The organism is Pseudomonas cucumis (assembly GCF_030687935.1).
Lineage (GTDB): Bacteria > Pseudomonadota > Gammaproteobacteria > Pseudomonadales > Pseudomonadaceae > Aquipseudomonas > Aquipseudomonas cucumis.
Genome location: NZ_CP117454.1, coordinates 887,830 through 902,519, shown reverse-complemented (window position 1 = coordinate 902,519; position 14,690 = coordinate 887,830). Strand labels below are relative to the sequence as shown.

Here is a 14,690-nt window from a genome sequence, read left to right as displayed (position 1 = left end):
GGAATTTTTATGAAGAAATTAAGCTTTTTACTAGGCTGCGTTCTGCTGTTCGCAGGATTTGCCCAAGCCGCTGAAAAACCGGTGATCCGCATCGGCGCCCGGGTGTTCACCGAACAAACCCTGCTGGCGGAAATCACTTCCCAATACCTGCGCACCAAGGGTTACGACACCCAGGTGACCGGCGGCCTGGGCAGCAACCTGGCCCGCAGCGCCCACGAAAGTGGCCAGCTGGATTTGATGTGGGAATACACCGGTGTCTCGCTGGTGGCTTACAACCACGCCACCGACAAGCTCGACAGCGCTCAGTCCTACGCCCGGGTGAAAGAACTCGACGCGAAAAAAGGTCTGGTCTGGCTCACGCCGTCGAAGTTCAGCAACACCTACGCCCTGGCCCTGCCGGAAAACACCGCGAAGGCTTATCCACAGATCAACACCATGAGCGAGCTGAACACGGTGCTGCAGGCTGAGGCGAAGGCCAATCACCTCGTCGCCCTGGACACCGAGTTCGCCAATCGCTCCGACGGTCTGGACGGCATGGTTGATCTCTACGGCATGAACCTGACCCGCAACAACATCCGCCAGATGGATGCCGGGTTGGTCTACACCGCGCTGCGCAATGGCCAGGTGTTCGCCGGTCTGGTCTACACCACCGACGGTCGCCTGAACGCCTTCAAGCTCAAGTTGCTGGAAGACGACAAGCACTACTTCCCGGACTACACCGCCGCGCCGGTGGTGCGTCAGGTTTACCTCGACGCCCACCCGAAACTCGCCGAAGAGCTCAAGCCGCTGGCCGAACTGTTCGACGACGCCACCATGCGTCAGCTCAACGCGCGGGTCGATGTCGATCACGAAAGTCCTTCATCCGTTGCTGCAGATTTCCTGCGCCAGCACCCCATCAACTGAGGAGGAAAAGCCATGGAATTTTTGAACGCCTTTTCCCATCTCGATTGGCCACAGGTTTTGCACCTGACCTGGCAGCACATCACCCTGGTCGGCATCGCCGTGACCCTGGCGATTCTGGTCGGCGTGCCGCTGGGCATCCTGATGACCCGCTTCCCGACACTGGCCGGCCCGTTGCAAGCCAGCGCTACGGTGTTGCTGACCGTGCCATCGATTGCGCTGTTCGGTCTGCTGCTGCCGTTCTACTCGAAATTCGGCCAGGGCCTCGGCCCGATGCCGGCGATCACCGCAGTGTTTCTGTACTCGTTGCTGCCGATCATGCGTAACACCTACCTGGCGCTGACCGGCGTCGAACCGGGTATTCGCGAAGCGGCGCGCGGCATCGGCATGACCTTCGGCCAGCGCCTGCGCATGGTCGAACTGCCGATTGCCGTGCCGGTGATCCTCGCCGGCGTGCGCACCGCCGTGGTCATGAACATCGGCGTGATGACCATCGCCGCGACCATTGGCGCCGGTGGCCTCGGTGTACTCATTCTCGCTTCCATCAGCCGCAGCGACATGTCGATGCTGATCGTCGGCGCCGTGCTGGTCAGTCTCCTGGCCATCTTCGCCGACCTGCTCCTGCAATGGCTGCAACGCACGCTGACTCCAAAAGGACTGCTCAAATGATCGAACTTCAAAACCTCAGCAAGACCTTCCAAAGCAACGGCAAAGATGTGAAAGCCGTGGACTCGGTAAGCCTGACCGTCAATGAAGGCGAGATCTGCGTGTTCCTGGGGCCATCGGGCTGCGGCAAAAGCACCACGCTGAAGATGATCAACCGCCTGATCAAGCCAACCTCTGGCAAGATCCTGATTAACGGCGAAGACACCACCGACCTCGACGCCGTGACCCTGCGCCGCAACATCGGTTATGTGATCCAGCAGATCGGTCTGTTCCCGAACATGACCATCGAGGAAAACATCACCATCGTTCCGCGCCTGCTCGGCTGGGACAAACAGAAATGCCACGACCGCGCCCGCGAGTTGATGAGCATGATCAAGCTTGAACCCAAGCAGTATCTGACTCGCTATCCGCGTGAATTGTCCGGTGGTCAGCAGCAGCGGATCGGCGTGATTCGCGCGCTGGCGGCGGATGCGCCATTGCTGTTGATGGACGAACCGTTTGGCGCGGTCGACCCGATCAACCGCGAGATGATCCAGAACGAATTCTTCGAGATGCAACGGGCGCTGAACAAGACCGTGATCATGGTCAGCCACGACATCGACGAGGCGATCAAGCTCGGCGACAAGATCGCGATTTTCCGCGCGGGCAAGCTGCTGCAAATCGACCATCCGGATACGCTGCTGGCCCACCCGGCGGACGACTTTGTCAGCAACTTCGTCGGCCAGGACAGCACCCTCAAGCGCCTGTTGCTGGTGAAAGCCGAAGACGCGGCGGACAACGCGCCCTCGGTGAGCCCGGGAACTCCGGTGGCCGAAGCACTGGAATTGATGGACGAACTGGACCGTCGCTACGTGGTGGTGACCTGTGCCGAGAACAAGGCCTTGGGCTACGTGCGCCGTCGCGACCTGCACCGTCAGAGCGGCACCTGCGCGCAATACCTGCGCGAGTTCAACGCCACGGCGGCGTATGACGAGCATTTGCGCATCCTGTTGTCGCGGATGTATGAGTTCAACCGCTCGTGGCTGCCGGTGATGGATGCCGAGCGGGTGTTCCTGGGGGAAGTGACTCAGGAATCGATTGCCGAGTATTTGAGCTCTGGTAAGTCTCGTGGGGGCAAGACCAGCATTGTTTCGCCAGCGGAAGCTGTGTTGGCCTGATCCCTTTCTACTGATTGTTCCAACGCTCCGCGTGGGAATGCATCCAGAGACGCTCTGCGTCTCAACGGCTGGACGCAGAGCGTCCGGGGCGGCATTCCCACGCAGAGCGTGGGAACGATCAGGCAATGCAAATCCCTCCAAAATTCCTCATTCGGGGAACATCACACTGTCATGCAGGTCGGTTACATCAGTACCTGTCAGGGACCGCACGACGGAAGCGTGCAAAAACGCGACATTTTTTGTTGATCTCAAGCTCCTCACGCCCTAAAGTTCGCGCCGAACGTCCATGCTGGAAACGATCCATCCGGCTCAAGTACTGACGACGAGACAGCAAGGCCAAGGGAAAGCACCGCCTCCCATGGCCTTTTTGCTTTCGGCGACATGCCTTGGGAAGTAGGCGAACCAAAGTGGGGATACGGAGGGCGTTCATTTGCACCCATTGATAATTTCAGTTTGCCAGTAGGAGTTCCCAGCATGTCGATCAACGTCGAAGACTATTTCGCGCGCGATACCTTCCAGAAAATGAAGGCTTTCGCCGACAAACAAGAAACCCCGTTCGTGGTGATCGACACCGCGATGATCAGCCAGGCCTATGACGACCTGCGCGCCGGTTTCGAATTCGCCAAGGTCTACTACGCCGTCAAGGCCAACCCGGCCGTTGAAATCATCGACCTGCTCAAAGAGAAAGGCTCGAACTTCGACATCGCCTCGATCTACGAGCTCGATAAAGTGATGAACCAGGGCGTCGGCCCGGATCGCATCAGCTACGGCAACACCATCAAGAAATCCAAAGACATTCGCTACTTCTACGACAAGGGCGTGCGTCTGTATGCCACCGACTCCGAAGCCGACCTGCGCAACATCGCCAAGGCGGCTCCGGGCTCGAAAGTCTACGTGCGCATCCTGACCGAAGGCTCGACCACCGCCGACTGGCCACTGTCGCGTAAATTCGGCTGCCAGACCGACATGGCCATGGACCTGCTGATCCTCGCCCGCGACTTGGGCCTGGTGCCGTACGGCATCTCCTTCCACGTCGGCTCGCAGCAGCGCGACATCAGCGTCTGGGACGCGGCGATCGCCAAGGTCAAAGTGATCTTCGAGCGCCTGAAAGAAGAAGACGGTATCCACCTGAAGCTGATCAACATGGGCGGTGGCTTCCCGGCCAACTACATCACCCGCACCAACAGCCTGGAAACCTACGCTGAAGAAATCATCCGCTTCCTCAAGGAAGACTTCGGCGACGAGCTGCCGGAAATCATCCTGGAGCCGGGCCGTTCGCTGATCGCCAACGCCGGCATTCTGGTCAGTGAAGTGGTGTTGGTTGCACGTAAATCCCGTACCGCCGTCGAGCGATGGGTGTACACCGATGTGGGCAAGTTCTCCGGCCTGATCGAAACCATGGACGAAGCCATCAAGTTCCCGATCTGGACCGAGAAGAAAGGCGAGATGGAAGAAGTGGTCATCGCCGGCCCGACCTGCGACAGCGCCGACATCATGTACGAGAACTACAAGTACGGTCTGCCGCTGAACCTGGCGATCGGTGACCGTTTGTACTGGTTGTCGACTGGTGCTTACACCACTAGCTACAGCGCTGTTGAATTCAATGGCTTCCCGCCGTTGAAGTCGTTCTACGTGTAAGCGCTACTCGTAGATTTTTTTTGTTCAGCTGATCATTCCCACGCTCTGCGTGGGAATGCCTCAATGGACGCTCCGCGTCCGCTTCGGCAGGGACGCGGAGCGTCCAGGCTGCGTTCCCACGCAGAACGTGGGAACGATCTATCTCGGGGTAAGCTCCCGAGCACGCTGTTGATACTCGGTGACCAGCCCATGAATCCTTGGATCAGTCGACGTCGATAACGTCTGACTCGCCACCCGCAAGAAATTCAGATTCCCGCCGTCCAGTGCCTTGTGCAGCCAACCTAGCGCCTCGTCGATCTTGCCTTCATCCGCCAACACCGCTGCATAACTGAACTGCCCACGAAAATCCCCGCCGACCGCCGAGCGTCGATACCAGTCACGGGCTGCTTGCGGATCTGCCGGGCAAACCCGGCCTTCTTCCAGATAACGCCCTAGCAGGTTCATCGACTTCGCGTGGCCCAATTCAGCTGCTTGCCGATACAGACTCAGCGCTTGCACCTGATCCTCGATCACCCCACGACCAGTAGCCAGCAGATTGGCGTAGTTGTACATCGCCCAGTCCAGCCCTGCTTCAGCGGCAACACGATAGTGCCCCGCGGCTATCGAAGCATCGGCGGTGCAACCCCAGCCATGTTCATGGCAACGGCCGAGCATGTTGCGCGCCATCAGATGACCTTGTTCGGCAGCGATCCCGAACCAACGCACGGCCAGCGCTTGATCCTGAGCGATACCCCGGCCGTCCAGCAAGATCTGCCCGAGCAACGCCTGAGCATCCAGCACGCCTTCACGGGCGGCGATCAGGATCGCCTGAGCCGCTCGCGCCGGGCTTTCTTCGAGCATCGATTTGAGGCGGTCGCCGTCGAGGATTTCCTCGCGGAGCAACCGAAAGTCCGTCACTTACACCTCGACCCAGCGACGCAGCAGGTTGTGATAGGTGCCGGTGAGGCGGATCAATGAAGGATGGTCGGGCATGTCCTGGGTCAGCTGCTGAATCGCTCCGTCCATTTCGAACAGCAAGGCGCGTTGGCTGTCTTCACGCACCAGGCTTTGGGTCCAGAAAAACGAGGCGTAACGGGTGCCGCGCGTAACAGCGTTGACCTTGTGCAGGCTGGTGCCGGGATACAGGACCATGTCGCCGGCCGGCAATTTCACGCGCTGAGTGCCAAAGGTGTCCTGGATTTCCAGTTCGCCGCCGTCGTAGTCCTCCGGTTCACTGAAGAACAGCGTCGCCGACAGGTCGGTGCGCACTCGCTCAATGCTGCCCTTGGGCTGACGCACGGCGTTGTCGATGTGAAAGTCGAAACTGCCACCGGCGGTGTAACAGTTCAGTAACGGAGGGAAGACCTTGTGCGGTAATGCCGCCGACATGAACTGTGGATTTTCCCACAACCGTTCGAGCATCGCCGCGCCGATTTCCTTGGCCAACGGATGCCCTTCCGGCAGTTGCAGGTTGTGCTTGGCCTTGGCCGACTGGTAACCGGCGGTGATCTTGCCGTCGGCCCAATCCGTCTGCACCAGGGCCTCGCGAATGCGCTGCACTTCTTCTTTCGCGAACACGCCGGGAATGTGCAGCAACATGGAGAGACACCTGAAGGCAAAGGGGCGCCAATGGTATTGATTCTTATTGCCGATGTAAAACCCGTGTGACGAATGAAACGGCAAAAACCGTAAAGGTAAACTGTAAAGAATGTAAATTAATCGCGAATAGCAACGTTTCGCAATTGATACAAATACGTGTTTACCCTATATTCCGCGGCCTCAAATCCTTGGGGAGGGGAATTCACATGTCACGCCAACAACTACAATTAACGGTCAGTTCAACGCGTTTACTCGCGTCTGCAATTGGCGTGGCGATCACTGCCGGCTCTGCGGGTCACATGGTTTTCGCGGCCGAGAAGACCAACGAAAAAGCACCGAACAATGCGATTTCCCTGGACGCGACCAGCGTTGTGGGTGAGCAGGATGACACCTCCTACAAGACCGATACGTCGGCCTCCAAGAAGTACACCGCGCCACTGCGCGAGACGCCGAAAAGCGTCACCGTGATCCCGCAACAAGTGATTCGCGACACCGGCGCCACCAGCCTGGTCGACGCCCTGCGCACCACTCCGGGCATCACCTTCGGTGCCGGCGAGGGCGGTAACCCGGCCGGCGATCGTCCGATCATTCGCGGCTTCAACGCCGAAAGCGACACGTTCGTCGACGGCATGCGCGACCCTGCGTCCCAGAGCCGCGAGATCTTCAACGTTGAATCGATCGAAGTCAGCAAGGGCCCGGGTTCAGCCTTCACCGGCGCCGGTTCCACCGGTGGCAGCCTGAACCTGGTGAGCAAGACCGCCAAGCTGGGCAATACCTATAACGGCGGTTTCACCTGGGGCTCGGATCAGACCAAGCGCACCACCCTTGATCTGAACCAGCAGATGACCGACACCTCGGCCTTGCGCTTGAACCTGATGAAGCACGAAGCCAACGTCGCCGGCCGGGATACCGTGGACGTCAGTCGCTGGGGTGTGGCGCCGTCCTTCGCCTTCGGCCTGGGCACCGACACCCGCCTGACCGTCGGCTACTACCACGTCGAAACCGACGACATGCCCGACTACGGCATCCCGTTGACCTTGAGCCCCAACCGCAGCAAGCACAACGTCGATAAACCTGTGAATGTCGATCGCGACAACTTCTACGGCCTAACCGGTCGTGACTATCGCGAGACCAGCAACGACAGCGGCACCATCAAGATCGAGCACGACCTGAACGATAACCTGACCGTGTCGAACAGCTTCCGCATGTCCCGTTCGACCCTGGACTACATCGTCAGCAACCCGGACGACAGCAAGGGCAACGTGGTCAATGGCAACGTGTACCGGGGCGCGAAGACCCGTAACTCGACGTCCAGCGGCTGGATCAACCAGACCGACCTGAGCGCCAAGTTCAACACCGGCTCCATCGAGCACAATCTGGTGACCGGCCTGGAGTTTGCCTATCAGGACACCCACAACCGCCCGTACCTCCTGACCTCCACCGCCAGCGGCACTCGATGCAACCGCGCCCTGTTCAACTCCGGCGACTGCACCAGCCTGTACAACCCGACACCTGGGGATAACTGGAACGGCACGATCACCGACAGCAAAGCCTTCACTGACACCAACACCAAGACCGCCGCAGCCTACGTGTTCGACACCCTGAAGTTCAACGAACAATGGTCCCTGAACCTGGGCCTGCGTTATGACAACTACGAGGTCGAATCCAGCGGCTTCGCCAACGCTAGCAGCACAGCTCCAGCGGGCAGTTTCTCCCGTCAGAACACCAGCGACCTGGTGAACTACCAGATCGGTGTGGTCTACAACCCGTTGCCTAACGGCAGCATCTACGCGGCGTACTCGACCTCCAGCAATCCGGCTGGCGAAACCAGCGGCAACGGTGGCCTGGAACTGGCAGCGAACAACAGCCGTCTGGACCCGGAAAAGAATCGCAACTACGAAATCGGCACCAAGTGGGACTTCTTCGGTGACGATCTGTCGCTGACCGCCGCGCTGTTCCGCACCGAGAAAACCAACGCGCGGATCAACGATCCGGACGGCGGCACTACGCAAGTGCTGGACGGCGAACAGCAGGTCAATGGCCTGGAGCTGAGCTACGCCGGCAAGCTGACCCGTAACTGGAGAGTCTTCGGTGGCTACACCTACATGGACAGCGAAGTGGTCAAAACCACCCTCGCCGCCGATGAAGGCAACCACATGCCAAGCACTCCACAGAACAACTTCACGTTCTGGTCGACCTACGATCTGGTGCCGGACAAGTTGACCGTCGGTGCCGGCGCGACCTACGTCGATTCCCAGTTCGGCAACGTCGCCAACTCGGTGGAGATCCCGTCCTACTGGCGTTACGACGCGATGGCCAGCTACCGCCTGAGCAAGAACGTCGACCTGCAACTCAACGTACAGAACCTGACCGACAAGCGTTACTTCGACCAGATACTCCAGAACCACTACGCCCACGTGGCGGCGGGCCGTACCGCCTTACTGAGTGCCAACTTCCACTTCTGATAACAGAAGCGTGAAGGCCAAAGCTCTTAGGCAAAAGCCCCGTTCATCGAAGTGAACGGGGCTTTTGCCTGTAAAAAAGAATGCTTCTCGACAACTCACGGCATAATGCGCGCCGTGATGATGACTTTTGAACGAACAAGGCGAGCGACGTGTTGAAGAAATCCCTGTTCCAGTTGCACTGGTTTTTCGGCATCAGCGCCGGACTGGTCCTGGCCCTGATGGGCATCACCGGGGCGGCAGTATCGTTCCAGGATGAAATCCTGCGGGCGTTGAACCCCTCTGTGCTGCACGTTGAGAAGCAGATTGCCGGCGTACTGCCACCTGCCGAGCTGGTAGAAAAAATCGAAGGTGCTTCAGGCAAGACAGTCTCGATGCTCTGGGTCGAGACCGACAGCGGCAACGCCGCGCGGGTGATCTTCACGGCGCCCCCCGGTGAACGTCGCGGGCCGATGCGTTACTTCGACCCATACACCGGCGAGTTCATGGGCAACGTCACGGGCCAGGATTTCTTTGGCCTGATGCTGCAACTGCACCGGATCCTGGCCATGGGCGACATCGGTCGGCAGATTACCGGCGCCTGTACGCTGATTCTGGTGTTCTTCTGCCTGTCCGGCCTGTACCTGCGCTGGCCCCGTCAGTGGAAAAGCTGGCGCGCCTGGCTGACCCTGGACTGGAATAAAAAGGGCCGCAGTTTCAATTGGGATCTGCATTCGGTGGCCGGTACCTGGTGCCTGGTGTTCTATCTTTTGGCGGCGCTGACCGGGCTGACCTGGTCGTACGAGTGGTACAACAAGGGCCTGACGCGGCTGCTTTCCGATTCGCCGCAAAACGAACGAGTGCGCAATCGCGGCCCTGCGCCAAGCGGCCCGGCCCCCTCCGCCGATTACGCCGCGATATGGAGCAGCATCTACAGCGCCGCCGGCCCTGGGCTTTCGTCCTACAACGTTCGTATGCCACCGGTGGCCGGGCAACCGGCAACGGTGTTCTACCTGCTGAAGAATTCCCCCCACGACCAGGCACGGAACCAGCTCACCCTCGATCCGGCAACCGGCATCGTCAGCCGCCATGACCGCTATAGCGACAAGAGCCTCAAGGCGCAACTGCTAACCAGTGTCTACGCGCTGCACGTCGGCAGTTATTTCGGGATTATCGGGCGGATAATGGTGACGATCGCCGCGCTGGCCATGCCGCTGTTTTTCATCACTGGCTGGTTGCTGTACCTGGACCGTCGACGCAAGAAACGTCAGATCAAGGACGCCCGCAAAGGCCTCGCGCAACCGGGCAGTGACGCGCCGGCATGGCTGATCGGCTTCGCCAGTCAGAGCGGATTCGCGGAACAACTGGCCTGGCAGACCGCCGGGCAATTGCAGGCCGCCGGGTTGCCGGTGAAGGTCCAACCGTTGGCCAATGTCAGCGAACAGGACCTGCAGGATTCCAGCAACGCATTGTTTGTGGTCAGCACCTTCGGCGACGGTGAAGCACCGGACAGCGCCCGAGGATTCGAACGCAAAGTGCTGGGTCGTGCACTGAGTTTCGACAGCCTTAACTATGCCGTGCTCGGCCTCGGTGACCGCCAGTATCAACACTTCTGCGGCTTCGCCCGCCGCTTGCACACCTGGCTGGGCGAGCACGGCGGCAAGACCTTGTTCGCCCCGGTGGAAGTCGACAGCGGCGACCCTTACGCCTTGCGTCACTGGCAACAGCAACTCGGCCTGCTGACGGGTCAGGCGCCGGTGGATACCTGGCAAGCACCAAGCTACGACAACTGGACCCTGACCCGCCGCGAACGGATGAACCCGGACAGCAGCGGTTCGCCCGTGTATTTGCTCGGCCTCAGCGCCCCCACCACCAGCAGCTGGCTGGCCGGTGATCTGGTGGAAGTGCTGCCGCGCAATTGTCCGTGGGCCATCGAGCATTTCCTCGACGGCCTGGGGATCGACGGTCGCGCCACGGTAGCGCTCGATGGCCTGTCGCACACTCTGGACCAAGCCCTGGCCAGCCGCCAATTGCCCGAGAACCGCGCCCATCTGGTCGGCCTGCACGCGCAAGCGCTGGCGGATGCTTTGGTGCCATTGGCCATGCGCGAATACTCCATCGCCTCGATCGCCGCCGACGGTGTGCTGGAGTTGATCGTGCGTCAGGAACTGCATCCCGACGGCAGCCTGGGCGTCGGTTCCGGCTGGTTGACCGAACACGCGCCCGTGGGTAGCAGCATCAGTTTGCGGGTACGACGCAACAGTGGTTTCCATCTACCGAACGAACCGGTGCCGATGATCCTGTTGGGCAACGGCACCGGGCTGGCCGGGCTGCGCAGTTTGCTCAAGGCACGGATTGCCGACGGGCAGCAGCGTCACTGGCTGCTGTTCGGTGAGCGTAATCGCGAGCACGATTATTTGTGCCGCGCGGAACTGGAAGAGTGGTTGATCAATGGTGATCTGGCGCGGCTGGATCTGGCATTCTCCCGGGATCAGGCCGAGAAGATCTATGTGCAGGATCGCCTGCGCGAATCTGCCGGTGAATTGAAGAAATGGTTGGCCGATGGCGCCGTGATTTACATCTGCGGCAGCTTGCAAGGGATGGCTTCAGGCGTGGATCAAGTGCTCAACGATGTGCTCGGCGCAGCTGAAGTCGAGCGCTTGATCGAACAAGGCCGCTACCGCCGCGACGTCTACTAATAGCGCGGTACATTGATTGATCGTTCCCACGCTCCGCGTGGGAATGCCTCAACGGACGCTCCGCGTTCGGCTTGAAAGGGACGCGGAGCGTCCCGGGCTGCATTCCCACGCAGCGTGGGAACGATCATGCAGCCCTCAAACTGGCTGCAACTTGCGCTCGAACACCCCCACCCCATCCAGATCCCGCAGCACCACACTCATCTCCCTCGTCTGCCCATCGATGTTCACCTCGCCAAAAAACTGAAACCCGGCAAACGGCGAGGTGTTCTGCGCCGCCGGTGCCTTCTGGAACACCACTTCGGGGCCGAAGGTTTTATCAAGCGCATTCGGCCCGAAGCTCCCCGCATTTAGCGGCCCGGCGACAAACTCCCAGAACGGTTCGAAGTCCTGAAACGCCGCGCGGTCCGGGTGGTAATGGTGCGCCGCGCAGTAATGCACATCCGCCGTGAGGAATACAAAATTGCGCACCTGCTGCGCCCGCAGAAAACCGAGCAATTCAGCGATTTCCACTTCACGGCCCTGAGCCGGGCCTGGATCACCATTGGCCACCGCTTCCCACCGCGCCACACCAGAGCGGACTTCACCGTCGGGCACGCCGAGGCCAATGGGCATGTCGGCGGCGATGACTTTCCATTGGGCCTGGGAGCCTTTCAATTCGCGTTTGAGCCAGTCCAGTTGTTCTCGACCGAGAAACGGTTTGGCGGCACCAAGGTTGTCGTCATTGGCTTCGCGATAACTGCGCATGTCGAGCACGAACACATCCAGCAGCGGCCCATAACTCAGCTTGCGATAAATCCTCCCGCCGTCATCGGCACTCTGCAAACGCAGAGGTGCATATTCCAGCCAGGCCTGGCGCGCTCGGCCTACCAAGCTGTGGATATCTTTGCTCTTGTAGCGCTCATCCAGTTGCTTGCCCGGCGACCAGTTGTTCACCACTTCGTGGTCGTCCCACTGCCAGATTTGCGGAACCTCGGCGTTGAAGCGACGAATGTTTTCGTCCATCAGGTTGTAGCGGTAATTGCCGCGATAGTCGTCGAGGGTTTCGGCGACTTTGCTCTTGGCTTCGCTGGTGATGTTGCGCCACACCCGACCGCTTTCGGTGGTCAGTTGCGCCGCCACCGGGCCGTCGGCGTAGATCGTATCGCCGCTGTGGATAAAAAAGTCCGGCAGGCGCAGACGCATGGCTTCGTAGATGCGCATGCCGCCGATGTCCGGATTAATGCCGAAGCCCTGGCCGACCGTGTCGCCGCTCCAGACAAAGCGAATATCCCGCCGGGCGGTTGGCACACTGCGCAGATGACCGAACCAGGGTTCACTGGCGACACCGCTCTGGGCGTCTTCGAACGTCACGCGATAGAAAATCGCCTGATCGGCGGGCAGGCCAGTGAGCTCGACCCGGGCGGTGAAGTCGGTGCGGGCATCGGCCAAGGGCGAGACAAATCGACGAGGGTTATTGAACAGGCTGCGCGTGTCCCATTCCACCACCATCCGCGCCGCACGGTCGCTACGGCTCCAGATCATCGCCCGGTCGCCCAGCAAATCGCCAGACTGCACGCCATCGGTGAGTTGCGGCCGATCCTTGACCGAAGCAATCACCGCCGGCGCCAGGCCGGGCAACAACAGCCCGGCGCCAACGGCCTGCATGACACGACGGCGGCCGAGGTCGAATTCGCTCATGGTGTTCTCCCTGAAAAAGGAAAACTTAAGCATGGCTGTATGACTGCGGCATGACACAAAAGTCTGCCGATGCTGCAGATCCCTTGTGGGAGCGGGCTTGCTCGCGAAGACGGTTTAACATTCAACATTAATGCTGGCTGTCAGACCGCTTTCGCGAGCAAGCCCGCTCCCACAGGGTTTGGCTGTCAGGCGTTAGCCGGTTCCAGCGCCAACTCCACCGTTTCCGGCCGCTTGAGCAGCGCATACGCCACCGCCGTCAGCAAACTCCCGGCCACGATCGCCAGCAGATACAACAGCGCATGGTTGATCGCATTCGGAATCAGCATCACGAACAACCCACCGTGGGGCGCCATGAGTTTGCAGCCGAAGTACATCGACAACGCGCCGGTCAGCGCACCGCCGGCGATGCTCGCCGGAATCACCCGTAGCGGGTCCTTCGCCGCAAACGGAATCGCCCCCTCGGAGATAAAGCACAACCCCAGCACCAGCGCCGCTTTACCGGCCTCGCGTTCAGTCTGGGCGAACTTGCGTCGGGCAATGAATGTAGCGATGCCCAGGCCAATCGGCGGCACCATGCCGGCGGCCATGGTCGCGGCCATCGGTGCATAACTCTGCGATGCCAGCAGCCCTACCGAAAACGCATAAGCCGCCTTGTTGATCGGCCCACCGAGGTCGACGCACATCATGCCGCCCAGCAGTACACCGAGCAGAATCGCGTTGGTGGTGCCCATGCTGTCGAGGAAATGCGTGAGCCCCGCGAGCATCCCGGCCACCGGTTTGCCGACCACGTAGATCATCACCAGACCGGTGAACAGGCTCGCCAGCAACGGAATGATCAGAATCGGTTTCAGCGCCTCAAGGCTCTGCGGCAAACGCGCATAACGATTGATCGCCTGGGCCGCATAGCCGGCGATGAAACCGGCAATGATCCCGCCGATGAAACCGGCGCCCAGGGTGCTCGCCAGCAAACCACCGATCATCCCCGGCGCCAGGCCCGGGCGGTCAGCGATCGAGTAGGCGATGTACCCCGCCAGCAACGGCACCATCAGTTTGAACGCGGTGTCGCCGCCGATCTGCATCAGCGCAGCCGCCAACGTGCCTTCCTCCTTGAACGCGGTGATGCCAAACACGAAGGACAAGGCGATCATCAGACCGCCCGCCACCACCATTGGCAGCATGTACGACACACCGGTCAGCAGGTGTTTGTAGATGCCGGTCTTCTCTTGCTTGGCCGGGCCTTTGGCGCCGGTCGAAGCGCTTTCCTGCTTGCCTTCGGCCAGGGCTTTGTTCAGCGTCGCTTCGGCCTGTTTCAGCGCAATGCCGGTGCCGCAACGGTAGATCTTCTTGCCAGCGAAACGCTCGGTGGCGACGTCGATGTCTGCCGCCAGCAGCACCACATCGGCATCGGCAATCGCCTCTGCGCTGAGTGGATTACGCGCGCCGACCGAGCCTTGGGTTTCCACTTGCAGGTCATAGCCCAGGCGCTTGGCTGCTTGCTGCAAGGCTTCGGCGGCCATGAAGGTGTGGGCGACGCCGGTCGGGCACGCGGTGACAGCCACCAGGCGTGGAGCATGTTTAACCACGGCAGCCGGCTCGGCGACGGCTTCGGGCGCAACGTAAACCTCAGCCTCCTCCACCCCGCGACGCAGCACCGCTTCGACATCTTGCAGGGCCTGGGCCGGGGTGCTCTGGAACACGCGTTTACCGACGAACCGCGACATATCCACCGGTGCGCTGGTGACCAGCAACACCCACTCGGCGGCCTCGATGGTCGCGGCCGACAGTTGGCGTTCCGGATGGGCCGCATCAACGACTTCGACACTGGTGCTCCAGCCCTGACGCTGGGCCGCTGCATCGAGCAGACGAGCGCACAGCACACTGGTGACCATGCCGTTCGGGCAGGCCGTAACAATGGCTAATTTCATTGCAAACCC

General features: G+C 60.5%; 10 protein-coding genes. 6 read left to right on the top strand and 4 right to left on the bottom strand.

Translation table 11 applies throughout. The features are described 5' to 3' along the window. The first annotated feature begins 9 nt into the window (after positions 1-9). From PSH97_RS03835 to PSH97_RS03820, 4 genes are all read left to right on the top strand, one after another. Positions 10-903, top strand: a complete 894-nt coding sequence (locus tag PSH97_RS03835; protein ID WP_305448167.1) for a glycine betaine ABC transporter substrate-binding protein — start codon at positions 10-12, stop codon at positions 901-903. A 12-nt stretch (positions 904-915) separates the two neighbouring features. Continuing rightward, entirely contained in the window at positions 916-1,569 is a 654-nt protein-coding gene (locus PSH97_RS03830) for an ABC transporter permease (RefSeq protein ID WP_007900392.1), read from the top strand. Further along, positions 1,566-2,723, top strand: a complete 1,158-nt coding sequence (locus tag PSH97_RS03825) for an osmoprotectant ABC transporter ATP-binding protein OsmV (protein WP_305448166.1) — start codon at positions 1,566-1,568, stop codon at positions 2,721-2,723. The genes PSH97_RS03830 and PSH97_RS03825 overlap by 4 nt, the downstream gene beginning before the upstream one ends. Positions 2,724-3,197: 474 nt before the next feature. Then, entirely contained in the window at positions 3,198-4,361 is a 1,164-nt protein-coding gene (locus PSH97_RS03820; protein WP_008067252.1) for a type III PLP-dependent enzyme, read from the top strand. Positions 4,362-4,499: 138 nt separating this feature from the next. Here the strand turns inward: PSH97_RS03820 and PSH97_RS03815 are convergent, their stop codons facing one another. Further along, entirely contained in the window at positions 4,500-5,201 is a 702-nt protein-coding gene (locus PSH97_RS03815; RefSeq protein WP_305449746.1) for a tetratricopeptide repeat protein, read from the bottom strand. Between the two features lie 57 nt (positions 5,202-5,258). Continuing rightward, positions 5,259-5,939, bottom strand: a complete 681-nt coding sequence (locus tag PSH97_RS03810) for a Fe2+-dependent dioxygenase (RefSeq protein WP_305448165.1) — start codon at positions 5,937-5,939, stop codon at positions 5,259-5,261. 206 nt (positions 5,940-6,145) lie between these two features. Between PSH97_RS03810 and PSH97_RS03805 the strand changes: the two genes are divergently transcribed. Further along, positions 6,146-8,404 (top strand): TonB-dependent receptor, encoded by a 2,259-nt coding sequence (locus PSH97_RS03805; RefSeq protein ID WP_305448164.1) that lies wholly within the window; start codon positions 6,146-6,148, stop codon positions 8,402-8,404. A 149-nt stretch (positions 8,405-8,553) separates the two neighbouring features. Further along, positions 8,554-11,079 (top strand): sulfite reductase flavoprotein subunit alpha, encoded by a 2,526-nt coding sequence (locus PSH97_RS03800; protein ID WP_305448163.1) that lies wholly within the window; start codon positions 8,554-8,556, stop codon positions 11,077-11,079. Positions 11,080-11,214: 135 nt separating this feature from the next. On the opposite strand, the gene PSH97_RS03795 is transcribed toward PSH97_RS03800, so the two are convergent. Next, positions 11,215-12,756: an alkaline phosphatase D family protein gene (locus tag PSH97_RS03795; protein WP_305448162.1), complete on the bottom strand. Its 1,542-nt coding sequence runs from the start codon at positions 12,754-12,756 to the stop codon at positions 11,215-11,217. Between the two features lie 185 nt (positions 12,757-12,941). Next, complete coding sequence (locus tag PSH97_RS03790) at positions 12,942-14,681, bottom strand: PTS fructose-like transporter subunit IIB (protein ID WP_305448161.1); 1,740 nt, start codon at positions 14,679-14,681, stop codon at positions 12,942-12,944. Positions 14,682-14,690: the final 9 nt, after the last annotated feature.